Origin of the sequence: Pelorhabdus rhamnosifermentans, from assembly GCF_018835585.1 — a bacterium.
Classification (GTDB): domain Bacteria; phylum Bacillota; class Negativicutes; order UMGS1260; family UMGS1260; genus Pelorhabdus; species Pelorhabdus rhamnosifermentans.
Map to the genome: position 1 here is coordinate 1 of NZ_JAHGVE010000019.1, position 24,273 is coordinate 24,273.

Here is a 24,273-nt window from a genome sequence, read left to right on the forward strand (position 1 = left end):
AAAAAGAACCGGGTACGCTTTTTTCGTACTCGGTTCTTTTGGGGATTCATACTCTATGCATTATCTTAATGACATTGCTCACACGAGGTCTTTTTTTGTTCCCAATTATTCCAACCTGAATATCATCGAATGTGATAAGTGGTAAGTAAGATGATTGACAGATATTATATAAATTGTTATATTCATCTTGTAATATTTTGTTGAATAAGGTCGAATAAAGGAGAAATGTAAAATGAAAGCAACTGGAATTGTTAGAAAAGTGGACGAGCTCGGCAGAGTGGTAATACCTAAGGAATTGCGCCGTACTTTGGAAATTAACGAGAGAGCTCCCTTAGAAGTATTCGTCGAAAATGATCATATCATTCTCCGTAAATATGAACCTGGCTGCACGTTTTGCGGAAGTACTGATGAGTTAACTAACTTCAGGGGAAAAAATGTTTGTAAAGAATGTCGTACAGCCATGAGTCAAAAAGTAGTCTGAAATAATGTTTTATAGGTTATGTTAGCCGCTCCTCCTTGGAGTGAACGTTTTTTGTTCACCTATCGTGACTTAGGCCAGGATAGGTGATTTTCAGCATATCATATATCGGAGGGAAATTATGCGCGTTAGCTGTGCCTGTGGGAACACAGAATTATTTTCAAATAAAATGGTGCATTTTGAAGTTGATTTAATTAGGATTTCTACAGACAGCAAAACATTGGTAATATCTGTGGTATGCAAGTTATGCGGCAATGAATCGGAAAGAATACTAATGGGAAATTGATGCGTAATACTTTATCGGACTGAAGTTACAAAAAAATACTTGAATGCATGAGTAAAGCCTTCACTTTAGTTAATGAGTGAAGGCTTATTTGTTAGTTTTGCCTATTATTTTAATCCGAAGTAAAGGAAGCACGGCTGTAAGAATTGGCGAGACACTACTTTTTACGTAATAGTAATGTTGCCTGGGTGTGTCGAAGGTCATGAAACAACTTATATAGTCTTCAGCTGTAAGAGGTATTGTAAAATGCCCAAGCTATTGACAGCGCTGCTGGAAAAGGACGCACAGCCATTAACCGGGCAGCTTTTTTCTTTTGGAACAATAGTTACGATAAATGAATAATATGTTAATAGATTATAATGAGGGAGCTGTTTGGATGGATCGTTACGGCAAATTGGATGAATTCGGTTATTATGTATTGCCAAGCAATATAAGCGGGAGTGTAAACATATCCCTTGAATCAGCGGTCACGGATTTAGCTTCTACTAAAATACACTCCGATAGAGATCATGCCGTATTATTAACTGCGACTGTTGGCTACCAGGCTGTAACCGATGGCACAGGATTAAGCAGGGTTAATGTATTATTTAAAATCTTGCGTGGCAGTACTGTGGTTTTCAGTGCTAATGATACTGCGGAAAGTACTTCCGATCAGAAGAAAGTTACTAGCTTTACTCATGTCGATACCGGCTTTACGGCATCAAGACATTACAAATATGTTCTTACTGCTGAGTTGCCGGATACTGGCAGTGCAGCGACTATTATTGGCCCGGTTACTTTGACCGCAACAGAAATTGAAATGTAGTGATAAGGCTAGCAAAGCTGCTAAGATGAGCTTTGCTGTAATATTGCTACGTTCGTTAATGGTAGTGAATAATACTATTTATATATTATGTGGTAAGGGAGAATGGCCTTCATATTTACGTTTTCAAGGCTTTGCAGTTTTTTTCTTGCAAGGCTTTTTTTTCTAATCCTTTCTTGCTGACCCTCTCATCTATTACATTCGATTGGTTCATCTATCATATTTTTGTGACATGTTGGTAATAGTCCGAGGCGCGTGAAGCTTGCTACTAAGTTGGCATGATACATGTTGTCTACTTCAGGTTGAAAGCGGATTTCTGGCGATATGCCACGGACGTACACGTTTACAATAAGGTTACATAAAATATAGTAGAGGAGGGATTGTTATGCAATGTCGTTGCCAAAATTGTGAACGATGGCGTCAGTTTCATGGCGGATTTGGTCACGGCGGATTTGGTCACGGTTTTGGCCATGGTTTTGGCCATGGTTTTGGCCACGGATTCGGTCACGGTTTTGGTGGTTTCGGCCCTGGCTTAGGATTAGGATTTTTAATAGGATTGGGCTATCCTGGTTACTATTACGATTATGATGATGATGACTACTAATTACTAAACAGATTGTTTGAATTACGACGAGGGCCTATCTCTTAGTCGATATGGCTGGAGATGGGCCTTTTTTGTTGGTGGGATTGGCGTCCGTTCTTCGGCAGATGATGCTGGAGAATGGGCCTTACTCATGTAGGGATTTTGTTGAGTTGTAATATCTTTGTAACATTTACATGTTACACTACAATACAAGAGTAAGTATTGGAGGAAAGCCTAGTGAAAAACATAATGAAGAAAATTATGATATACGCATTGATAGGTATAATGCAGGTTAGCGTTGGAACAGCTGTATTAGCTTCGCCACGGGATGCCGGTCAGGAGGACCAGGCGCCGCCACAAGATCAAGGTCAGCAGAATGATCAGGATAAACATGACCGAGATAGACATAGTCAGGAAAAGCACGATCAAGAAAGACACGATCAAGAAAAACATGATCAGGATAGGTATAATCAAGATAGACATGATCGGGAGCGCCAAGAAAATGAACGGCATGAACGGGAAATGCGGCGCCATGATCATGAAAGTGAACGGGAATGGCATGATCGTCAAGAAAGAGAAAATCAACGTCATGACAATACAATGCGAGAAATCGCAGCGGGTGTAATTGGCTACATACTTGGTTCGGCGAATAAATAAAGGTGAAATGCTTGGTTGATTGAAGAATATATATGACAAAGGAGGAGTGTCTTATGAAAAATATAATAAAGAAAATCATGATTTATTTAATGGTAGTTATGATGCAATTAGGTCTTGGTTCAATTGTAATCGAAGCCTCGTCGTTACACAATGAAGGCCTACAGCAGATTGTACAATTAGATGATGGGGACGATGCTGGTCAAGAACAACCCGGTTATCATAAACATAATCCACAGCCACAGCAACCACCACAGATGCGACCACAACCACGGCCAGATCAACAACCTCAGCCACAGCCAGAGCAGCCACAGCCACAACCCGAACCCAAATTCGAATAGTTTAGACTGAAGCTACTAGAAAATAGGATACTTTAATATTTAAAACCTTAATCGGTTTATTCCGGTTGGGTTTTTTTGTCCTTTCAAGCAGTTAGTGTTAATGGTGAGATCATGCTAGCTAATTCATTCCAACAAATAGTATGTACCAGTTTCCAAAAACTCTAACTAACTCTATTATTTTCACATACATATTAACGGGGTGGTTTTATGTCCGTTATAAACTTAGACTGGAATGTGGTAATAGAAATATTAATTGGAGTTTGAGATTGGCATTAAAAGCATTTAGAAAAATCATAATACGCTTTAGTTTTAAAAAATGAGCGAACCGATTTTCATGTTTGCGCTTTAAGGCGTTTCTATTTGATGATTTGATAAATTTGGTATCACGGAGTTATGGGTCTAAATAAACACGAGCTTAAAAAAGCTATGTTTAAAGTAACTGTTGAAAATTGATATTTCTTAGTTGGTAGAGTACAATAAGATTTACGAAGGATTACGGAACTTGTATGCAAAGTTAGGACGCTTAGTACTAAAAATGCACACATAAAAGGAGGAAAATTAGAATGTTTTTTGAAATTTTTCTTATTGGGATATTGGCAGGAATATCTCCGGGTCCTGATTTTTTTATTGTTATGAAAAATAGTCTGGAATATGGAAAGAAAATTGGGATTGCGTCTGCTATAGGTATAGGGACTGCAATGCTTATTCATGCTTCTTATACAATATTTGGACTTGCATTGGTTTTACAAAAATATATATATTTATTTAAAGCTATACAAATCTTGGGTGCTTGTTATTTGGGATACTTAGGAGTACAGGCAATTATAGGTACTTTTTCAAGCAAAAAAATGGACTTCGAATATTCAAAGAATATCCATACAACTAAAACCTCTCTACAAGGCTTTAAAAATGGATTTTTATGTAATATCTTAAATCCAAAGGCTTTTCTATTTTTTTTAAGTATATTCGCACAATTTATTACTCCAGACACTCCGAGTTGGGTAGAATGGATATATGGTTTGGAAGTTGTAGTAGCCGTTGGAGGTTGGTTTGTTATTCTGTCGATAATGATTTCATCCAACTTTTTTCGGCAAATCTATCAAAGCTGCCGCAAGTGGCTTGATCGATTTTTTGGAGGACTTCTACTATATTTTGCATACAAAATTACTAAATCGGTTTTTGACTAATTTGTATTTAGATTTTTATACTAAGAGAGATCCAGCAATATTTAGTTATGAGATTTGCTGATGCGGTGGTTGAGGACAGGATGGGCATTTTAGGAATTTATAAATAGGAATGGTTATATTAAACTCGGAAAACACTATGATAAGACCTAAAAGGAGGTGTTATTATGGCTGACAATCATTCAAAAGAAAATCCCATTGAAAGACATGATACGGCGGCTTGGCGCGGGCATATCGAAAGTACAAAACCTGAGTCAAAAGTTCCCGTTCCCAGCGAAGAGGCCGTAATGGAAGCTAAGGAATGGGTAGATACCAATTCTTTATCATAACCGCTTAAAATTTAAAGAGGGGCATCTCAGAACGTTTTGAGATGCCCCTCTAAATTTATTCAAACTGCATTTCTGCGAAACGCTTTAAGGCATAGTATTTTTCGTGAGCATGTTTTTCGGCAATTGTGAACATTTCCTCCGCGACTTCAGGGAAAATCGTCTTGAGTGAGGAGTAGCGAATTTCGCCCTTGAGAAAATCTTGGAAGGAGCCTGTTGGTTCTTTGGAATCCAGGATAAACGGATTTTTACCCTGTTCTTTAAGACGTGGGTCGTAGCGCCAGAGATGCCAGTATCCCGCATCGACTGCTTTTTTCATCTCATGCATGCTTGTGCCCATACCCGATTTAATCCCATGATTAACGCAAGAAGCATAGGCAATAATCAGGGAAGGTCCTTTGTAGCTTTCCGCTTCTGCAATTGCTTTGATCGTTTGATTCATATTGGCCCCCATCGCGATTTGGGCGACATAAACATAACCATAAGTTGTCGCGATGAGGCCAAGATCTTTTTTGCGAATTTTCTTCCCCGCAGCCGTGAATTTAGCAACGGCTGCAGTCTGGGTCGCTTTTGAAGCTTGGCCACCCGTGTTAGAGTAAACCTCTGTGTCCATAATGAAGATGTTTACATCTTCTCCACTGGCAATGACATGGTCCAGCCCATTATAACCGATATCATATGCAAAGCCGTCTCCGCCGAAAATCCAAACGGAGGGCTTAACTAGGTAATCTTTCCGTGCTATAATCTCGTGAATAATGGGATCAGCTGAGTTGACTTCCTTTTTCAGCTCTGTGAGCACCCGGGCCGAAGCCTGCTTTGAGCCTTCACCATCATTCATATTGTTGAGCCATTCCTGGAAAGCTTGTTTCACATTCTCATTGCTCGTATTTTTCAATCCTTGTTGCATCAGATTGGCAATTTTGGACCGGATTTGTTTAGATCCGATATACATGCCATAGCCAAATTCGGAGTTATCTTCGAAGAGGGGGTTCATCCAGGCCGGACCTTTTCCATCGGCATTCGCGGTATAAGGGATTGACGGGGAGCTGCCACCCCAGATGGAAGAACAACCGGTAGCGTTGGCGATCAACATACGGTCACCAAATAATTGTGTAAGAAGTTTAGCATAGGGAGTTTCTCCACAACCTGGGCAAGCTCCATTGAATTCAAGAAGTGGTCGGGAAAACTGGCTGCCAATGAGTGTTTTTACATCTATTAAATTCCGCTTTTCTGTAACATTCATCGCAAATTCCCAGTTTTCTGATTCCATCTCAATTTCATGATCTGCTGGCTTCATGACAAGAGCCTTACCTGGTGCCGGACAAATATCCGCACAGTTGCCACAGCCAGTACAATCAAGTGGAGAAGTTTGAATCCGGTAATGATAACCTTCAAGCTTTTTTCCATTCGGTTTCCTCGTCTTAAAGGTGTCGGGAGCTTTCCCAAGTTCATCATCGTTTAAAAGGAAGGGACGGATGGTCGCATGTGGGCAGACATAGGAGCATTGATTACATTGAATACATTTATCAATTTGCCATTCCGGAATATAGACTGCAATTCCCCGTTTTTCGTACTTTGTCGTGCCGAGCGGATGTGTTCCGTCCTCCATTCCTACAAAGGCACTAGTCGGCAAATCATCGCCATCGTGGCGAGCCATGGGACGTTGAATCCTTTTAATAAAGTCGGGCTCATCTTTCACTGGTATTGTTTCGTCTTCGCTGTAGGCCCAAGACGCAGTAACCTTTACTTGCTGCAATAACTTAATTCCTTGATCCACCGCTTTTTGATTCATTTCAACAATGTTAGAACCTTTCTTGCCGTATGTTTTTTGAATCGAATCCTTTAAATACTGGATGGCTTCCTCAACAGGTATGACTTTTGCCAGTTTAAAGAAAGCCGCTTGCATAACCATGTTAACGCGGCCACCGAGCCCGATCTCTTCGGCAATGGATATTGCATCGATGATATAAAAATTGATGTTGTTTTTAGCAATATAGCGTTTTAACGAGGCTGGAAGGTGGTCTTGTACTTCTTCGAGCTGCCAGGGACAGTTCAGGACAAACGTGCCATTCTTTTTTAGGCCTTTTAGAAGGTCATAATTATAAAGAAACGACCGATTGTGGCAAGCGATGTAGTCGGCATCAGACACAAAATAAGAGGATTTGATCGGTTTTTTACCAAAGCGTAAATGGGAAATTGTCGTACCGCCGGATTTCTTACTGTCATATTCAAAATACCCTTGAACATAGAGGTCAGTATTGTCACCGATAATTTTAATCGCACTTTTATTTGCGCCGACCGTTCCATCAGAACCGAGTCCCCAGAACTTACAACTAATCGTACCCTCAGGGGTAGTGTCTATTGTTTCTTTTATTGGTAAAGAAGTGTGGCTGACATCGTCGACAATCCCAATCGTGAATTGATCCCTGGGTTGATCCTGTTTCAGATTTTCATAAACTGCAAGGATTTGAGAAGGAGTAGTGTCTTTAGAGCCCAGACCATATCGTCCCCCAACGATAAACGGTTTTATAGTCTCATGATTAAAGATTTGCAGGATATCAAGGTAGAGCGGTTCACCCGTGGAGCCAGGTTCCTTTGTTCGGTCGAGGACAGCAATTTTTTTCACAGATTTAGGTAAAACCGCAAAAAAGTGTTTCTTGGAAAACGGACGATATAGGTGGACCTTAAGTAGTCCGATTTTTTCTCCTTTGGTCTGCAGATAATCAATTGTTTCTTCTACTGTATTACAGACCGAACCCATGGCTACGATGATATTTTCAGCTCCAGGGTCCCCGTAGTACTCAAATAGATGGTATTCTCGTCCACTAATCTTTTTAAATTCTTTAAGATAATTTTCTACAATATTAGGGATTGCCTCAACAAAAGGATTAGAAGCCTCACGTCCTTGAAAATAAACATCAGGATTCTGGGCACTTCCTCTTAAAACCGGATGTTCTGGATTTAGAGCCCGGTTTCGAAATTCTTGAATCGCATTATAATCAACAAGTTTGGCGATTTCATCATAGGGCGTTACTTCGATCTTCTGAACTTCGTGAGACGTCCTAAATCCGTCAAAGAAATGCAAGAACGGTACCCTGGATTTGATTGCGGAAAGATGCGTGATAAAACCGAGATCCATGGCTTCTTGGACATTATTTGAGCAGAACAAAGCAAAGCCTGTTTGACGACAGGCATTGATATCCTGATGATCTCCAAAAATCGAAAGTGCATGCGTTGCTAAGGCACGTGCGCTGACATGAAAGACGGCTGGTACCAAATTACCTGCCATTTTATACATCTCAGGAATCATCAGGAGCAGCCCTTGAGAAGCCGTATACGTTGTCGTGAGAGCTCCTGCCTGAAGTGAACCGTGTACCGCACCCGCAGCACCGGCTTCTGACTGCATTTCGACTACGCTAACACATTGGCCAAACAAGTTCTTCTTGCCATGAGCCGCCCATTCATCAACCCCCTCAGCCATTGGAGACGAAGGGGTAATCGGAAAAACGGTTGCAACCTCAGTCAGGGCGTAAGATGCCTCAGCCGCTGCCTGATTACCATCCATTGTTTTCATTATTTTTGGCACTAGATAACCACCTTTGCGTAAAAAATAGTTCTTGGCTTAGTATTCGAATTTTGCGGAACCTCATACATGAATTTGTCTTAGTTTCTTCGACTACTTGATAAATTATTTCCATGACGAATATTGTGACCTTACACGTTTTTTGTGTGATTAGTAAAAAATGACTCGTCAGTCACAATTTTGTCACATTTCCATGGTATTGTTTACATGAGGATATAAAAAAGTGAAATAAAACCGAATAAAAATATGGCAAAGGTGGAATGTCGTGTGAACAATATAATGAAAAAAATCATGATCTATTCCTTGGTAGGTATTATGCAAGTCGGTTTAGGAACAGCGGTTATTGAGGCATCACCTAGAGATCATGATGAACATTTTGAGGGTAATCGGGATCATCATTGGCAAGAGGAGCATGAGCGTCACGAACGTGAACGTCATGAAAGACACGAACGTGAACGTCATGAGAGATTCGAACGTGAACGCCATCATCGTGAGGAAGTAGAAAATCGTCGGCATGAAGAGGAAATGCATCGTCATTGGGGTGAGGGTTATTACGCGTGGATGGAACGTCAGCGCATCGAAAATGAACGCCACGATGAAGCAATGAGACGAATTGCACACGATATTTTGGATGTAGTTTTAGATCACTAAGAAAGCTTAGAAGCGTTACTGCTTTTCCCAGATAGTTAGAGGCGGACACAAAATAATGTGAATGCCTTTAATTACCTGGGAATTATTATATTATCAGTTTATTTAATGCTTCGCTCTTGACAAGCCCAAAAGAGAGAGTATCATTAATAATTGTCACAGATAGTATTTTTCTGTATTTATGTTAGGGCTTGTTTATTGTGATTGATATAGGGGCGGTGAAGCAGTAGTTGCGAAAATCAAATAAATTAGTGGGACTATCTATTGGCGTGATTTTGATTGTGGGAATGGCATTTATGCCATTGGCAAGGGTGTTGTTCCACAGTGAAATGACGACAAGCACAATTACTGCTGAGGCACCTCATTTGTCTTGGCATGACGGTATTTATGTTGGTTCGGCTGTTAACAAGCGCGGTGAGACGAATATACTGGAAGTTAAAATTGAAAATGGACGCTTTCAGCATATCAAAGCATTGAACGCAGAAGATACATCCATTGTTTTTACTAAGGTTTTTCGACAAATATCAAAGGAAATTATCGCTAAAAATTCACTTGATGTAGATACAGTGAGTGGTGCGACAATAAGCAGCCAGGGGATTTTAGCAGCTGTCAAAAATGCAGTGGAACAGGCGGAAAAACAGTCGGGATCTTAATAAATAATGAACCTGAGAAAACGTAGCTAGCAATTCGTTTTTTCAGGTTTATTATTTATTTGTATTTGTGTCATTTTACTATAGGATCTAGGCAATATCCCGTAAGGCACAAGGAAAATATAGAATTTCGTCGAATGAAAGCAAGCAAATAGATAATTGAAATATGAAGCGAAATGGAAGAGAACAAAAGGCATTTGACTACATGGGGGACTGCTAGCGTAAAATAATAGATATCAATTATACCGACTACCCACTAGAAGGGGATGAGTATGACTACTGAGCATATACAAGAAGATACTGCAGAAAAAGCGGATAATATTGATGGATCTTATGTAGTTACAAACGATGAATCTGCTGTATATATAACTGTTCATCCTCCGAAAGGTGAAGGCAGTTCTGTCAAAGAAAATGATATTATTGAGGCTCTGAAAAATTGTGGCGTTACAAATGTTGCTCGCCATATAATAATAGGTGAAATTAAAGAGCCATCAGGACAGCCAATTAAAGTTGCGGATTTTTCTAAAGCGCCAGAACCGAAAATTCAGGTTAGTGTGACCCGGGATCGTATGGAGGCTTCACTGCAGGTGGATTTACCACATGGGTGCCGTTCTATTAGTGTGGAAGAAATCATGGAGAAAATAAAAGCTAGCGGCGTTGTGTTTGGTATTAATGGGGAGGCTGCAGAAGAAGCGCATAAACATCATGGCTATCGTATAGCATGTGCTAAAGGCCAGCCGCAAATTAATGGTAAAGATGCTGCAATCAAATACTGTATAAACACTGAAAATAATGGTCGTCCTGCTGAACTTGAGAACGGCAGAGTGGATTATAAGGATTTGAATTTGTTTATTACAGTTCATGAAGGACAACTGTTGGCTGAAAAAATTCCGCCAACTGCCGGGATTAATGGAACGGATGTTTTAGGGCAACCGGTACTTGCTAAACCTGGAAAAGATAAGCTGATGCCGGCGGGCAAGAATGTGCAAGTAGTAGAGAATACCATAATTTCTAATATAACTGGCCAACTGTTAATTGCTAATAATAAAATTAATGTAATGCCTTCTATTGAGATAAATGGAGATGTAGATTTATCTACTGGGAATATAGAATTTGAGGGTAGTGTAACTGTGCGTGGGTCTGTCCAAGAAGGATTTTCTGTAAAAGCAGAAGGGAATGTGGAAGTGTGCGGAATCGTTAGTGGCTGTATTATTGAAGGAAAAAGTGTATTAATCAGGACTGGTATACAGGGTATGAATAAGGGATATGTTAAAGCCCAGGAAAACGTAGTCGCTAAATTCATTGAAAATGCCACTGTGATTGCGGGGGAAGACATTTTAGTTAATGATTCAGTTTTGAATTCACGCATTAGTGCGGCTAAACGGGTGATTGTTGAAGGGAAAAGAGGCTTAATTATCGGCGGGAAAATAATGGCTGGAGAGGAAATACGAGCTAAAATAATTGGGACACAGGCTAGTCGTACTGAATTAGAAGTGGGTGTAAATCCTATGCTAAGGGAAGAGTACCAAAATATCAGGCGGAATTTTAAAAAGGTTGAGGTGAGTTTAGATAAGGCTCAAAAGGCCTTAACTATTTTAAAGTCCATGGATCAAAGTTCGATGTCTCAGAATAAAAAAGAGATGTTATTAAGACTTACTAAGACACGGTTTCAGCTTATAGGTCAGAGTGAAAATATGCGTAAACGTATTGCTGAAATTGAACGAACTTTCGAAGAAATGAAATTCGGACGCATTAAAGTATCAGATGTCATGTTCGCGGGAGTTAATGTGGTGGTGGGGACACAGGTTAAATATATACGTAAGGCCTTAAAATCCGCATCATTATATGCGGAAGACGACGAAGTTAAAGTTGGTGCATATAATGATTAGTTTACGAAGTGTCATAGCATATGGCTCAATGCTTGATTTGGGCCGCACCAGGACATAAAGAAGCATTCTCGTAAGATGCATTCTTAATTCAATGATGTTGATGCTCAGCTATTTTGTTCAGTTGTAAAATGAACTTGAAGGAACGAAGTGTAATTTCTAAAGCTTTTATAAATTTCTAACCTGTGTTATAATAAATGGAAAATATTTACATAGGCAGGTGTGAGATATGGATGGATATTACAACGTGAGACAGGCAGCAGAGGCTATGAACGTAAGCATTAAAACCGTTAGAAACCGCATCAAAGCTGGAGAGTTACCTGCAACATGGGAAGATCGCGGCAAAGGCAGATCGCAGTGGTGGATACCTATAGCAGCTATTCAGGCTGCTGCTACTGCTGTGGACGCTGTGCCGTTCACTCGGCAACCGACATTAACTGCTGAATTAGGTCAACTTGTTCAATCTGCCGTTCAAACTGCCGTGAAAGATGTCGTAAAAGATGAAATTCAACAGTTACGGGCTGAGCTCGACAGCCATTTCCGCCGACAGGATGAAAGAATAAGAGAAGTCCTAGTGAAACCTCAACAAGCGAGAGGATTTTGGCATAAACTATTCAAGTAATTGTTAGGTCGCAAGGCAAAAAAAATACCTATTCGAAGCGAGAAAACTTCGGACAGGTTATTTTTTTATTATTTTCTATGAATATTATACCATAAATTGTAACTTATTTTAAGACTGAACATTGCAAGTCTTTGCTAGTATAATATTTTTATAATTAGTGAAAGAAGTGTGATTTAATGAAAATTGCAGTTATTAATGGCAGTCACCAAGGAAGAAATGGTAATACCAACATAATGGCTTCGGCATTCTTAAAAGGAGCACAGGAAGCAGGGGCGGAAACGGTAGAGGTTATTTTAGCGGAAAAAGAGGTTAAATATTGTACGGCGTGTAAGGCCTGTTGGTTTAAAACGTCCGGACAGTGCGTTATAAGGGATGATATGGCGGAAATTATATCTCTTATCAAAGATGCGGATGTTCGTGTTTTGGCGACGCCGCTTTATTTTGATAATATTTCCAGTATGCTAAAAACCTTTATAGACCGACTCATGGTAACAGCCAGTCCCTATTGGGGGAAAGATCAGCAGGGAGAATGCCGGCATTTAACAACGAAAGCCGCTCCGCAGTTAGTCATGATGGCGAATTGCGGTTATCCGGAGAGATCACACTTTCAGGTAATCTCCCATTGGGTTCAACGTCATGCACGTAATCTTAATGCCCAGGTAATCGGTGAAATCTATGCTTCCCAGGGTGCACTGTTGAGCGTTCGGGAACAGGAGGTAGGAATGGTTGTTGCTAACTATTTAAAGGCATTAGAAACAGCGGGTAGGGAAATTGCCAGCGATAGAAAACTATCGTCAGAAACAAAGGCATTGTTAGAACAAAAATTTATTCCGGATGAAGTGTATATACGGGAAGTCAAAAAGTATGTTGACAGTACTTTGGTAAGCGCACATTCAAAGAATATCAGTTAGCAAACGAAGGGCAATCGTATGGAGTACACTGGTTTGCGGTGGTCTATTTTGGCTAAATGAAAGTCATACTCTTTGATTTCTGATTTAAACCTGAAACTTACTAACAGTTTGCTGAAGATCTTGTGCCAACTTGGCAAGACTCTGACTGGATGACGCGATTTCCTCCATGGAGGCCGATTGTTCTTCTGTAGCAGCAGAAACAGTCTGCGTGTGTCCAACCGCCATTTTACTGTGCCCGTTGATTTCCTTCACTGATGCTACAATCTGCTGACTGCCACTGGCCATCTGCTGAATAGAAGCGGAAATCTCCTTTACTTGTTCGGACACTTGTGTTACCAGTGTTGCTATTTCTCCAAATGCGTGACCAGCCGTAGTAACAACCTCTGTTCCTATTTTAACTTCCTTCGTACCCTCACTCATGGCGACAACGGCTTTATCTGTATCCCCTTGAATCTCGCTGATTAATGCAGCAATTTGCTTAGCAGCATCTTGCGATTGTTCCGCAAGCTTACGGACTTCTTCGGCTACAACGGCAAAGCCTTTTCCTTGTTCACCAGCTCTTGCGGCTTCGATAGCCGCATTTAGTGCCAATAAGTTTGTCTGACCAGCAATACCGGAGATCGTGTCCACAATTTGGCCAATTTCTTTCGATCTCTCGCCCAACTTAGCAACGACTTGAGCGGAATTGTTTACAGTCTGCTCAATATGAGCCATTTGACTGACCGCCTTCTCTACAGAATTATCACCATTGATTGCTTTATTAGCGGCTTGAAATGAATTACTTGCTACCTGATTAGCACTAGCAGCTACTTGCTGGATACTAGCTGACATTTGTTCTACCACAGTAGATGTTTCATCTATTGCTTTTAATTGTTTTTCTGCGCCAATTGCTACCTCGGTAATGGTACCTGCAACTTGGTTAGCAGCTTGAGCGGACTGTTCGGAACTGGCAGTTAGTTCTTCCGAAGAAGCCGCTAACTGTTCCGATGATGTGGCTAGCTGCTTGATCAAACTTCCTAACTCACTAGTCATTACATTAACGGCTTTTCCTAATTGCCCAAGTTCATCTTCCGAATGGATATTTACTATAGTGCAAAGGTTTCCCTTGGCAATTTCTCTTACACTGTTGGAAAGTTCAATGATTGGACTTGATATTTTGCGACTGATGTACCAGGCTACCATTGCTGTCCCGATCAAAACTAATAATACAAGTCCACTTGTGAACAAAATATCCCTAATCATAGCATCATAGTATATCTGCTCCTGATTGACTACTAATTTATCAATGTCATCAACCCAATTCCCGGTGCCGATCACCCAGTTATAAGGTTTAAATAGTAAAGTATACGCTCTTTTTGGTGTCGCTTGTTGTTCGTTTGGCTTTGGAAACCAGTAGTCGGAGTAACCACCGCCATCCTTCATCCCGTTTTTAATAATTTCCTGAATGTAGAGGGTTCCGTTAGCATCTTTATCATTTATGCGGCTTTTTCCTTCTGTGTTTCTTCCTAGCAGAACAATATTAATGCCTTCGGCGGTGTCGGCCCAAAAGTAGCTGTCTTTGTCAAAACGAAGATCTCGCAGCAGATTGGCAGCTTGCGATTTTGCCTGTTCTTCCGTCAATAGAGATTGTTGCTGTTGTTTATAAATAACATTAACCATGTTAACAGCCGTCTCAGTTTCTAAACGAATATTTCGATCAAACTGTTCTTGAAGGACTTGGCGATATTCTTTAACAGCGACGTTTTTGTTATTAATTACGCTCCAAATATTATAACTTCCAAGAACGAGTGCCATAAAAGCGCACATACCAACCATGACAAGAATTAATTTATACTTTATTTGGTTCATTTGTCTTGCCCTCCTTCATATTTTTTCAAGATTCAAAATATTATTGATACACATCTTTATACAAATAGTTATAAAGATGCTCATAAACGTGCTTCTTGTGGTTTTATTCTTCCAGTAACCTATTTTTTTAAAATTCCACAAATACTTCACAATTTCCTCCATATTTTCGAAAATTGTCTAATTATTTGCAATATATGTAATATCGGTGTACTTATGTCCTCTGATAAAACACTAGGACAGTGCGACAGGCTATGGATGAGATATGCACTTTTATAAAAACATACATCGGCAAATAAATCACGCAATGGGGCGCAACGAAGAAGGCATAGGATTGATTTAATCTTAATGTTATGCTAGAATTAATCTACGATTTTAGGTTTGCAAATCATAATTTAATTATATACAAGTTTTCTAGGGTTCCGCAGTTGTAACTGGCAGGTCCGAGAGAAAACACACAGTTGACTGTGTACACGGAGGGATAAAAGCCTGGGAGATATTAATAATATCTCTCAGGCTTTTTTATTCTTTATTCTTGAGGAGGATAAGGGGATGGGTGGTTTCAGTTATAAGGATATTTATATTGAAGATGGAAGAAGGGGACTGGAAGTCGCAAAATAAGGTAGATACCCAAAAATCATTTGGTAATATGGACAGTCCATTGATCGAACTAGAACGCATGATAGAAAATAAAAAAGCAGAATTAATCTTTATTAACTCAAAGGGAGAAGCATTAATAAATAATAAAATTGGTGATATTATTGACTTTATCAAAGGAAAAAGCTTACCTGTAAGGTTGCTTTCTAATGGATATTTACTAGGTCAAGATAAATATATATAAATCGCTAATAAATGTGATGAGGTAGTTGGGGAAATAAAAGTAATAACAGAAGAAGATTTTCAAAAAATCCAAAGACCGATTAAAGGATATACGTTAGAAGAATATATTTCAAACATGGTTTCCTTTAACAAGCAATATAAAGGAACGTTTATATTGCTTGTTACTATCATTAAAGGCTATAACGATGATGACGAAGCAATTCAGAAGATAAAAAATATTATTAAGGAAATATTGCCAAGCAAGATAATTGTGGCAAGAATGGAAGATGAAAGATTTAAGAAAAAACTTGGTATAACTGATGAAAGATTTGAGGAAATTTCAAATAAGCATCCAATCTGAAGTCGCTTTTGGTGAAATAAAAGAAACTTTCCAGGGTCAGTTAATACAGTGGCAATTAAAATATTTTAGCCGAAAGCATGCTATTAGCGTTAGCACATAACGTGAATAAGCTGCATAACAAGATAGAGTACAGTCTGAGTGTTGCGGAAAAAATCTGCAAAAGTATATGGCAATGGAGATGAGATTGATAGCGACTAAACAAGTGATATTTGATCGGCTTAAAACGAAGGTGCTATTAGCGATAGCTTACGATTTTTGAAGGGGAGTAGCAACAATGCTTTGTACGCGAAAGAAAAAGTGGATAACGTACGGACTAAAGGAGGGATAGATGCTTTGTCGCAAAAACTTTTTGGCACAGGTATGGTAGCCCTATCAGCTGCCGGTTTTGCTACTTTGCCTATTTTCATGAAGTTCGCCTTCGATGCTGGCGCCAATTCCTTAACCATTCTGGGGTTTCGTTTTATCTTGGCGTCGTTTATTTTATGGTCAATTATTGTAATAAGCCAGCGCTCTTTTCACCTTCCGACGAAGCAAATTATTCAACTCTGCTTAATGGGCGCCATAGGGTATGGTACGATGTCGTTTTTGTATGCAATAACGGTAGAAATTTTGCCGGCATCATTAGCTGCCATGCTTCTATATGCCTATCCTGCTTTGGTAGCAGTGATGTCTTTTCTGATTGGTGACGAAATGATATCATGGAAAAGGGTTGTTGCCCTCCTTATTTGCTTTAGCGGACTGGCGCTTATATTAGGAATTACCATTTCGGAAGTTAAGATAATGGGTCTTATGACCGGCCTTGGCGCAGCGTTTGTATATTCCTGCTATATTGTCATTGGCAATCGGATACTAAAACACGTGGATTCGCTGGTTGCTACTACTTATGTATGTACTTCGGCGGGAATCATCTTTATCATAATCGGCATTTCCAGTGGCAGCCTGATTATAACACTGCCGTTATTCGGCTGGATGGCACTGTTGGGTATTGCTATTTTGGCAACGATCGTTGGCATACTTGGATTTTTTGTAGGTATTACACGTATCGGAGCAGCTAATGCTTCGATTATAAGTACCCTGGAACCAGTGGTTACCGTGGGGCTTTCTGTATTACTACTAGGTGATACGCTTTCGGCTTTACAGATAATAGGTGGAATCTTAATCATTGCCGGTGTTATTATCATCCAACTTTGGGGACATTCTCCCGATCCAGATCAAGCATAAAGGCTCGCTCAGCCGAGTGATGAGCAACTGCGCGGCGGGGAAAATAAAAAGGCCGCCTCATTCAGTGAAGGCGGCACAGTTTTACAACAAAGCCAGGAATAAGAATTTTCTCTTTTACCTCTGGAAGAATATGCTATAATAAGCGTAACAGGCTGCTCGGGGGACGGTTAGCCCCTTCCTTTCCAGGAAGGGGGTGGTAGGATGACTGTTTATGAAGCATTGACATTTGCTGTCGCATTTGCCACGCTCATGGTATTGGTCATGACCAAAAAGAAATAGCCGCCCCTGCTCAAGTGTGCGGCTATTTCTTAATAACGTAGCATTTGGGCTAACCGTTTTCCGGTTAGACAGCCTGTGGGGCTGGCGTGTTAGCGCACGTCAGTCTTTTCTTATATTATACTCATGGGATGGAAAATATGCAACTAGTCATGGAAAAATCATTTTTTCATAGTCAGTTGCTTGCTTTTATATTATATCCGGCAACTTGTATAAATATAAGATATTTTGTAATCTGCTGCAGTCCTCTTTAGTATACAAATGGATACTATACCACAAAAATGTGCGTACTAGTAAATGATGAAATTATATTTTATTATTATACTATACATTACATTTCGTAGAGGGAGAGGAAGATGTTTATGATTATTGAAAGCAGTGTGGCTGAAAAGGAAACGGTATTAGATGTCGCTAAAAAAATGTGTGTGGCTGCAAGAACGGCACCAAAGACAAGAGGAATTGACCGTATCGTAACAGCAATTTTGACAGAGCAGGATCTAGAAAAATTGGCTAATGGCATGGATAAGTTAGGACAGGAACGGGATGAGCAATTTTGCAAGCGCAACATGCGTGACGCCAACAGCGTGCGAAATTCGAATGCGGTCGTTTTAATTGGTACAAAAACCAAACCGCGTGGACTTTCTTTCTGTAGTTTTTGCGGTTTTGAGAATTGCGGTGAAACGCAAAAAAAAGGCGGGCACTGTGCATTTGATGATATTGATTTGGGAATTGCCGTTGGCAGCGCAGTTTCCATAGCAGCTGATCATCGGATTGATAACCGCGTCATGTTCTCCATCGGAAAAACAGCCATGGAAATGCAATTGTTGGGCGATGATGTAAATAAAATTTTAGGAATTCCTCTGTCGGTATCAGGAAAAAGTATCTATTTTGATTTAGGGGCTTTCCACCCAAGCACAACGTGAATTTAAAGTTCCCATCATTAAAAATAAAGAAAAAGGCCATTACAAAAATGAATGACATGATAGCTAAACAAGTATAAAAGTTAGAGCCAGCGCAATTGCACTGGCTCGTCTTAGCATTATTCCAAAAAACTGGGTAAATGCAAACTTAAGCATTATATTAGAATTTACTATAAATACCTTCTTCTCTTTTCCTTGTTGCGCCAGCACTTATGTAAGACCCTTCCACTACACTTTTATAGCCTTTCTTTGCTACTATATTCCTGATATAATCTGCATGTGGGCATCTAGTAGAATGATGGTTTTCGGTTACCATACAAGATGATAAATGAACGACTACTTCGTCTTTGGTAATGTTACTTTTCTTTGCAAGCTTTTTAGAGAAATGTTCTAATTTAGCGGCAACCCCTTTTCCGCAACATCCACCACAAGTAAATGAAATATATCTTACAGTATTATCATAATCCTTAAAAACGCCATCTTTATTATAGAATGCATTTGTACAAGCAAATCCACTGCACCTTTTATGTGCAATATCACATTGAATAATTACAACATATTTTGTACTCATATTTTTTCCTCCAATACGTAGTTTTTAAAAATTTATTTAAGCATAGCACAAAAGCGGTTCTGAAATAAGAACCGCTTTTAATAATTTCCATAGGGCCAATTATGCAATAGTGAATGCCCTTTTTCATCGAATCAATAAATTACTTTTTCAGTACTCATATTTTCTTTCTTAATATCGGTAGCTTTAAAATATATTTTGGTGTGTTGTAATTATGTTTTATATGTTTTCTATTCCGAAAACAGTACGAAGAACTTCATGGATTTCTTCCTCATTTTGCAGTCGCTTCTTTTGATCAATCTTGGCGTTCTTATAGACTTTAAGCTCATTGTCCACGAGGCCGATTTGGCTGTTTGCTGTAAAAATGGATATTTTGCGAAACTTATTATGCTCAGAATCGGGGTGTTTTTCGCAAAAAAAGGATGGCATCACATAATCCAAGTCAAGTTGCGGCTCTTCCGTAAAACCATAAATCTTTTTCCAGTCTTTACCCGATTCACGCATGCATAGAATCCAACCATAAAAATCGTCTCTAACTAGCTTATACTCGCTTATACCGTCGGACTGTACTTTCTTTTCAATAAAATAAAGTGGTGCACGATAAGATTCGCTACGAACACCAACGTCACAAATGAAAACCCCATCATTTGTTGCCACTTTCAATATACGATGACGACGCATCTGAACGCTATTGTAACCAATAATAAACCGTCCGAGATAATTGGTCACACGAAATCCAAGACTTTTAAGTAAATTGCTGTACAGCCCGTTTAATTCAAAACAATAGCCGCCTCGTTTACCCAAAATCATCTTATTAAATAATGCTTCTGAGTCCAAGGAAACAGGGATACCCTTCAGGACATCTAAATTTTCATAAGGGATATGGGTCAGGTGGGCAATTTGCAAATCTCGTAATGTCTGTTCGTTGAACGCTACCCAACTGCCGTACTGGATTCTTTCTAAATACTGTTCGATTTGTTTCTTTGTATAAATCATTCTTACACCTCTGGTACGTGGTTTATTTAAGAATAGCATAAAAGCGGTTCTGAAATAAGAACCGCTTTTGATAGTTTATATGAGGCCAATTGTTAAATTTTAAATTCTATTTTCAATCATTATTCCAAGCGTGATGCAATTCCTCTAAAACTAATTTTAAATCATGAGTTGGAATGATAGAAAATCCAAGTAAAATTTGCGAGTGTGGACAATCTATTGGATTCATATAGTGTTCTTTAGTAGAATAAACTCGGATACCAATATTTTCAGCACGCTTTATCAGATCATCCTGAGAAAGTGAGTTTTTTAACGTTAAAAGAATATGCTTACCGGCTCCTTCGCCGGATATGAAGGCAGTATTACCAAAAACTTCACGTAAGGCAGTTAGCAAAGCGTTTTGTCTTTTACGATAGAAGATACGCAGACGGTTTATGTGCTTTTCATAGTTGCCGCTTGCAATGAAATCTGCAAGCGCAATCTGATGCAAAGCGGAAACTTGTGAATTATAGCGATGATAGTAGCGACGGTATGTATCCATTAAGGAGTCCGGTAATACGATATATGCTACACGCATGGAAGGTGAAAGTGACTTTGAAAAGGTTCCGGTATAAATAGTTCTGCCATGAATATCTAATGATTGCAAAGAAGGAATTGGATTTGTGTCATAACGTAGTTCACTGTCATAATCATCTTCAATTAAATAGCTATTGGTATTAAATGCCCAATGAATTAGCTTGCGGCGTTTAGCTATGGGGAGAATTACGCCGGTTGGAAATTGATGCGACGGAGTTAAATATAAAAGGTGATCTGTATTTAAAATTTTTATTGGTTCAATAGAAACACCATCTTTTTCTACTGGAATCGGTGTTAATTGATAGTTATGATTCTGAAATACAATACGAACTCCGTCATATCCGGGATCTTCCATTGCGAAGCGCTTACTTGAATGTTCAAACATATTTGCTATGACTTCCATTGAATGTTGATGTCCACAAGTGATAATTACTTGTGATGCATTACAACGAACACCTCTTGAACGTTGTAAATAGGACGAGATATTTTGCCGTAAGGAAGCTTCGCCTTGTCGACTCGGATAGTGGATACAAGAATATGATTCCATTAGATTTAGAGCATAGTTGATACTTTTTCTCCATTGCTTATAAGGAAAAATAGAATTATCAGTGGCTCCATGTGCAAAATCATATCGTATGGAAACGGACTGTGACTGTGCTTTTTCCAAGGAATGGGCGCTGAAATCTACTTGATCAGAAACCGCAAATTCAATGGGGATCTTATTAACAGTAAATCCACTTCCAACCTTAGAGGTTACATATCCTTCTGCGATAAGTTGTTGATAGGCCCTATCAACAGTATTACGTCCAATCGATAATTCCGTAGCTAGCTTTCTCGTTGCAGGAAGTTTGTCTGCGAATTTAAGTGAGCCAGATAATATTTTTTGCCTCAAAATAGTATAAATTTGTTCATAAATGGGAGCTTTTGTATCTTTATCGATATATATGAGCACAAATGAATCTCCTTTTCTTTAAAATTGGCTCCTATAAAATATTATTATTCAAAATTATGGAGAAGCCGATTTTATTGTATCTTTATTTTATATAAGAAATCAATATAAATCTGACGGCTGTTGTCAACGCAAACAATTCACGCTAAATGAGGCATGGCATACTTCTTTACTTGGTTCTTGCTGGAAAATAAATGTGGAACGTGCCACCAGTGTGTAAGCGTCTGTCCTGTTCAGGCCATTAAAGGCAGGAATTCTGTTGAATACGAACTCCGCTCTGCAAGACTGGATGTAACGAAATGCATGAACTATTTTGCGGAACTTGACAGTCTTGGCAAGCTTCAAGTATGTGCTATGTGTGTTTATGCTTGCCCACGTGGAAAAATAAGTTAGTAATTCAATTTTAAGGTATCGGTAACTAACAGGTGCCACACTGAACACAAGCGGTTGTTTCAACCTTCGCCACATAGTCAGCGTGAGCGAGGAGGTCAGGAAGGTGATATTCTTTTCAGGAACTAGAGAGCAACCTCGAGTGCCGTTAAAAGCCGAGATTTTTTCCTACTAATACTACGTGAATATCGGTAAGTGGTGGACGCCTGCTAAGTATGGTCGTGATACGGCAGCTTCTCTGGGGACTGTTACAATCCACACACTCGCCGAGCTGCACACACGGATTAGGTGACTCAAATCTCTTGTTGTTCATCGGAGCGGCATACATCTTAATCCGCTTGTCGGCCTCTTCGAGGTCCCTAACTATTTTATTGGTCCCTGCAATGATTATGACCCTTTTCGGCCCGAACATCATTGCGGCCACTCGATTCCCGTTTCCGTCACGGTTCACAATTTCTCCTGTCAGTGTGATCGCATTTGCGCTTGTTAAAAATACGTCGCATGTAAGTTGCTTATAACGTCTCTCAGTCTTTTCCTCAAGCGATAGTCTTGGCTGATTATGATTAAATATCTCATGCCCACGCTCAGAGACCAACTCCCACAGACCCAATTCTATCGCCGTCTTGGAACCGCCCATTCCAATGGTCGCCCCATCCGGGATAAGCTGCAAAACATAGTCAACCGCTTCTTGCCGATTACCAAAGTAGTGAGCGCTAAAATTGTGCTTATTTAAAGCCTCAACCGCTCTCTGTCCGATAACATCATTGTGCCACATTGCTAAATCATTCATTATCTTAGTCTCCCCCTTAAATTTTTATTCGCGCCGCAATTTCATTTCTATGGGCCCGCTCGGGCAGGTCGTAACACATAATCCGTAGCCATAACATTTATTCTGATAAAACACCACCGTATCTCCGTTGTTTTCCTGGGCACCATTTCCGATGTTTCTTAGAGAAAACCGATAAGACCTTTCAGATGGAGGTCTTATCGGTTTTCTGTTTTTCTTACTGTTAATTAGATGTAGGCAATAGCTTCAATTTCGACAAGCGCATTGTGGTGCAAGGAAGTTGTGGGAACTACTGTTCTCGCCGGTTTGTAATCTCCAAAAAAATTGGAGTATACTTCGTTTATAATTGTCCAATAGATGATATCAGGGGTGAATACGGTGGTCTTAATTATTTTTAGTTTGTCACTACCGTGCTTTTCTAGAATGCTAACGATATTATTTAATACTTGTCGCGTCTGTACTTCGACGGCCTTGTTGGAAGGCAATTTACCATATGATGGGTCAACAGCGATTTGTCCAGATACGTATACAAGGCCGTTATGTACTATGGCTGGGGAATAATGGCCTATGGGCCTTGATGAAACTTACTCATTAGACATCTTCATATCACATTCCTAAACTGCTATATTATTTTAGTTACATGACGTTTTTGTAATGAAAGTCAGAAAGTTATAATTCAATTTGTGTTTTAAAGGCAATGACTGCTTTTCCACCAATTATAACTTGTACTGGCTCATCATTTTCTATTTTTACATTTACATAAACAATTCCATTGCGGCCAATTGCTTCTCCTTGGGCCCCTTTGAAAGAAAATAGAGCTCCGTCATGCTTGACTAATCCATAATTAACTAGATATGCCCCTAAAGGACCATTGGCATTTCCTGTTACGGGGTCTTCAGGAATTCCAATGGCTGGAGCAAACATTCTGCCATAAGTTAATACATCGCTGTTAGGTGCTGCAAAAGTAAAAACATAGTAACCATTACAGCCGATTTTTTTGCTTAATTCAATTAACATACTCATGTTAGGAGATATACTATTGAGCGTGGTGCGGGATTTAATTCCAATCATTACCTTTGAATGCCCTGTCGAAACAATTTGAATAGGACAACGTTCATCTAAGTCCTCTTCTGTTAGACCGAGACCTGATAATAGATTGTGGCAATCTTTATTAGACAGTGGATTGGAAAATTCGATTGTTCCTTGGGTCATCCAAATAGTATAATCTTCATTTTTTATGATATCTATAGGTAAAATACCAATACCTATTTTTTGCATGACTTGGCTAGATTTGAGTTGATTTTCGATAGCTCGTACGTAATGGGCGGCAATTGTGGCATGACCACAGGAAGGTACCTCTGTGGTTGGAGTAAAATATCTAAGTTTTACATCGTGGCTTGAATCATCGGGTGGCAAAATAAAGACGGTCTCAGAATTGTTTAGCTCACGCGCTATGCATTGCATATCATACTCGGATAACCCTTCTGCATTTGTGACTACTCCCGCAGGATTTCCTTTGAATTTATCGGATGTAAATGAATCTACTTGATAAACTCTATATGTGTTCATTACCTCGGCCTCCTAAACTATTTTTAGAATTATTATTATCATAGTAGT

General features: G+C 39.5%; 25 protein-coding genes and 1 riboswitch. Of the genes, 16 read left to right on the forward strand and 9 right to left on the reverse strand.

Annotation, left to right across the window (positions count from 1 at the left end; genetic code table 11):
• Positions 1 to 232: 232 nt before the first annotated feature.
• The 4 genes from Ga0466249_RS18555 to Ga0466249_RS18570 all read left to right on the forward strand — a co-directional run bounded on the left by Ga0466249_RS18555 (position 233) and on the right by Ga0466249_RS18570 (position 2,803).
• Positions 233 to 481 (forward strand): AbrB/MazE/SpoVT family DNA-binding domain-containing protein, encoded by a 249-nt coding sequence (locus Ga0466249_RS18555; RefSeq protein WP_215830981.1) that lies wholly within the window; start codon positions 233 to 235, stop codon positions 479 to 481.
• A gap of 656 nt (positions 482 to 1,137) precedes the next feature.
• Entirely contained in the window at positions 1,138 to 1,566 is a 429-nt protein-coding gene (locus Ga0466249_RS18560; protein WP_215830982.1) for a hypothetical protein, read from the forward strand.
• Between the two features lie 382 nt (positions 1,567 to 1,948).
• Positions 1,949 to 2,167 carry a hypothetical protein gene (locus tag Ga0466249_RS18565; RefSeq protein ID WP_215830983.1) on the forward strand — a complete coding sequence of 73 codons (219 nt, stop codon included), beginning with the start codon at positions 1,949 to 1,951 and terminating at the stop codon, positions 2,165 to 2,167.
• Between the two features lie 216 nt (positions 2,168 to 2,383).
• On the forward strand, positions 2,384 to 2,803 hold the full coding sequence (locus Ga0466249_RS18570; protein WP_215830984.1) for a hypothetical protein: 420 nt from the start codon (positions 2,384 to 2,386) through the stop codon (positions 2,801 to 2,803).
• A gap of 96 nt (positions 2,804 to 2,899) precedes the next feature.
• On the opposite strand, the gene Ga0466249_RS18575 is transcribed toward Ga0466249_RS18570, so the two are convergent.
• Positions 2,900 to 3,118, reverse strand: a complete 219-nt coding sequence (locus tag Ga0466249_RS18575; protein WP_215830985.1) for a hypothetical protein — start codon at positions 3,116 to 3,118, stop codon at positions 2,900 to 2,902.
• A gap of 586 nt (positions 3,119 to 3,704) precedes the next feature.
• On the opposite strand from Ga0466249_RS18575, the gene Ga0466249_RS18580 reads away from it, so the two are divergent.
• Both Ga0466249_RS18580 and Ga0466249_RS18585 read left to right on the forward strand, forming a co-directional pair.
• Complete coding sequence (locus Ga0466249_RS18580) at positions 3,705 to 4,328, forward strand: LysE family translocator (RefSeq protein ID WP_215830986.1); 624 nt, start codon at positions 3,705 to 3,707, stop codon at positions 4,326 to 4,328.
• Positions 4,329 to 4,492: 164 nt separating this feature from the next.
• Positions 4,493 to 4,654, forward strand: a complete 162-nt coding sequence (locus Ga0466249_RS18585) for a CDIF630_02480 family spore surface protein (protein ID WP_215830987.1) — start codon at positions 4,493 to 4,495, stop codon at positions 4,652 to 4,654.
• 55 nt (positions 4,655 to 4,709) lie between these two features.
• Here the strand turns inward: Ga0466249_RS18585 and nifJ are convergent, their stop codons facing one another.
• On the reverse strand, positions 4,710 to 8,237 hold the full coding sequence (gene nifJ / locus Ga0466249_RS18590) for a pyruvate:ferredoxin (flavodoxin) oxidoreductase (protein WP_312889800.1): 3,528 nt from the start codon (positions 8,235 to 8,237) through the stop codon (positions 4,710 to 4,712).
• A 252-nt stretch (positions 8,238 to 8,489) separates the two neighbouring features.
• Between nifJ and Ga0466249_RS18595 the strand changes: the two genes are divergently transcribed.
• From Ga0466249_RS18595 to Ga0466249_RS18615, 5 genes are all read left to right on the forward strand, one after another.
• A complete protein-coding gene (locus Ga0466249_RS18595) occupies positions 8,490 to 8,885 on the forward strand; it encodes a hypothetical protein (protein ID WP_312889801.1) in 396 nt (131 codons plus the stop codon).
• Between the two features lie 227 nt (positions 8,886 to 9,112).
• Positions 9,113 to 9,535, forward strand: coding sequence for an FMN-binding protein (locus Ga0466249_RS18600; RefSeq protein WP_215830988.1), 423 nt, complete (start codon positions 9,113 to 9,115; stop codon positions 9,533 to 9,535).
• A 269-nt stretch (positions 9,536 to 9,804) separates the two neighbouring features.
• Positions 9,805 to 11,421 (forward strand): flagellar assembly protein A, encoded by a 1,617-nt coding sequence (locus Ga0466249_RS18605; protein ID WP_215830989.1) that lies wholly within the window; start codon positions 9,805 to 9,807, stop codon positions 11,419 to 11,421.
• A 226-nt stretch (positions 11,422 to 11,647) separates the two neighbouring features.
• Positions 11,648 to 12,040, forward strand: a complete 393-nt coding sequence (locus Ga0466249_RS18610; RefSeq protein ID WP_215830990.1) for a helix-turn-helix domain-containing protein — start codon at positions 11,648 to 11,650, stop codon at positions 12,038 to 12,040.
• Positions 12,041 to 12,216: 176 nt separating this feature from the next.
• Positions 12,217 to 12,951 carry a flavodoxin family protein gene (locus Ga0466249_RS18615; RefSeq protein WP_215830991.1) on the forward strand — a complete coding sequence of 245 codons (735 nt, stop codon included), beginning with the start codon at positions 12,217 to 12,219 and terminating at the stop codon, positions 12,949 to 12,951.
• A gap of 84 nt (positions 12,952 to 13,035) precedes the next feature.
• Here the strand turns inward: Ga0466249_RS18615 and Ga0466249_RS18620 are convergent, their stop codons facing one another.
• Positions 13,036 to 14,799 (reverse strand): methyl-accepting chemotaxis protein, encoded by a 1,764-nt coding sequence (locus tag Ga0466249_RS18620; RefSeq protein ID WP_215830992.1) that lies wholly within the window; start codon positions 14,797 to 14,799, stop codon positions 13,036 to 13,038.
• A gap of 400 nt (positions 14,800 to 15,199) precedes the next feature.
• A riboswitch (guanidine-I (ykkC/yxkD leader) is annotated at positions 15,200 to 15,294 on the forward strand.
• An 85-nt stretch (positions 15,295 to 15,379) separates the two neighbouring features.
• Between Ga0466249_RS18620 and Ga0466249_RS26710 the strand changes: the two genes are divergently transcribed.
• From Ga0466249_RS26710 to Ga0466249_RS18635, 4 genes are all read left to right on the forward strand, one after another.
• Positions 15,380 to 15,637: a hypothetical protein gene (locus tag Ga0466249_RS26710; RefSeq protein ID WP_246588866.1), complete on the forward strand. Its 258-nt coding sequence runs from the start codon at positions 15,380 to 15,382 to the stop codon at positions 15,635 to 15,637.
• 153 nt (positions 15,638 to 15,790) lie between these two features.
• Positions 15,791 to 15,976 (forward strand): radical SAM protein, encoded by a 186-nt coding sequence (locus tag Ga0466249_RS26715; protein ID WP_246588867.1) that lies wholly within the window; start codon positions 15,791 to 15,793, stop codon positions 15,974 to 15,976.
• 333 nt (positions 15,977 to 16,309) lie between these two features.
• Positions 16,310 to 17,197: a DMT family transporter gene (locus tag Ga0466249_RS18630; RefSeq protein ID WP_246588868.1), complete on the forward strand. Its 888-nt coding sequence runs from the start codon at positions 16,310 to 16,312 to the stop codon at positions 17,195 to 17,197.
• A gap of 632 nt (positions 17,198 to 17,829) precedes the next feature.
• Entirely contained in the window at positions 17,830 to 18,396 is a 567-nt protein-coding gene (locus Ga0466249_RS18635; protein ID WP_215830993.1) for a ferredoxin domain-containing protein, read from the forward strand.
• Positions 18,397 to 18,553: 157 nt separating this feature from the next.
• On the opposite strand, the gene Ga0466249_RS18640 is transcribed toward Ga0466249_RS18635, so the two are convergent.
• The 3 genes from Ga0466249_RS18640 to pdxR all read right to left on the reverse strand — a co-directional run bounded on the left by Ga0466249_RS18640 (position 18,554) and on the right by pdxR (position 21,482).
• Entirely contained in the window at positions 18,554 to 18,964 is a 411-nt protein-coding gene (locus Ga0466249_RS18640; RefSeq protein WP_215830994.1) for a CGGC domain-containing protein, read from the reverse strand.
• A 216-nt stretch (positions 18,965 to 19,180) separates the two neighbouring features.
• A complete protein-coding gene (locus Ga0466249_RS18645) occupies positions 19,181 to 19,957 on the reverse strand; it encodes an arylamine N-acetyltransferase family protein (RefSeq protein WP_215830995.1) in 777 nt (258 codons plus the stop codon).
• Between the two features lie 112 nt (positions 19,958 to 20,069).
• On the reverse strand, positions 20,070 to 21,482 hold the full coding sequence (pdxR, locus tag Ga0466249_RS18650) for a MocR-like pyridoxine biosynthesis transcription factor PdxR (RefSeq protein WP_215830996.1): 1,413 nt from the start codon (positions 21,480 to 21,482) through the stop codon (positions 20,070 to 20,072).
• Between the two features lie 153 nt (positions 21,483 to 21,635).
• Here pdxR and Ga0466249_RS27835 point away from each other — a divergent pair, with 153 nt between their 5' ends.
• On the forward strand, positions 21,636 to 21,872 hold the full coding sequence (locus tag Ga0466249_RS27835; protein WP_215830997.1) for a 4Fe-4S double cluster binding domain-containing protein: 237 nt from the start codon (positions 21,636 to 21,638) through the stop codon (positions 21,870 to 21,872).
• 145 nt (positions 21,873 to 22,017) lie between these two features.
• Here the strand turns inward: Ga0466249_RS27835 and Ga0466249_RS18660 are convergent, their stop codons facing one another.
• The 3 genes from Ga0466249_RS18660 to Ga0466249_RS18670 all read right to left on the reverse strand — a co-directional run bounded on the left by Ga0466249_RS18660 (position 22,018) and on the right by Ga0466249_RS18670 (position 24,225).
• Positions 22,018 to 22,659 (reverse strand): lactate utilization protein, encoded by a 642-nt coding sequence (locus Ga0466249_RS18660; RefSeq protein ID WP_215830998.1) that lies wholly within the window; start codon positions 22,657 to 22,659, stop codon positions 22,018 to 22,020.
• 224 nt (positions 22,660 to 22,883) lie between these two features.
• A complete protein-coding gene (locus tag Ga0466249_RS27840) occupies positions 22,884 to 23,225 on the reverse strand; it encodes a RidA family protein (protein ID WP_215831052.1) in 342 nt (113 codons plus the stop codon).
• A gap of 100 nt (positions 23,226 to 23,325) precedes the next feature.
• Positions 23,326 to 24,225, reverse strand: coding sequence for a PhzF family isomerase (locus tag Ga0466249_RS18670; RefSeq protein ID WP_215830999.1), 900 nt, complete (start codon positions 24,223 to 24,225; stop codon positions 23,326 to 23,328).
• Positions 24,226 to 24,273 lie beyond the last annotated feature (48 nt).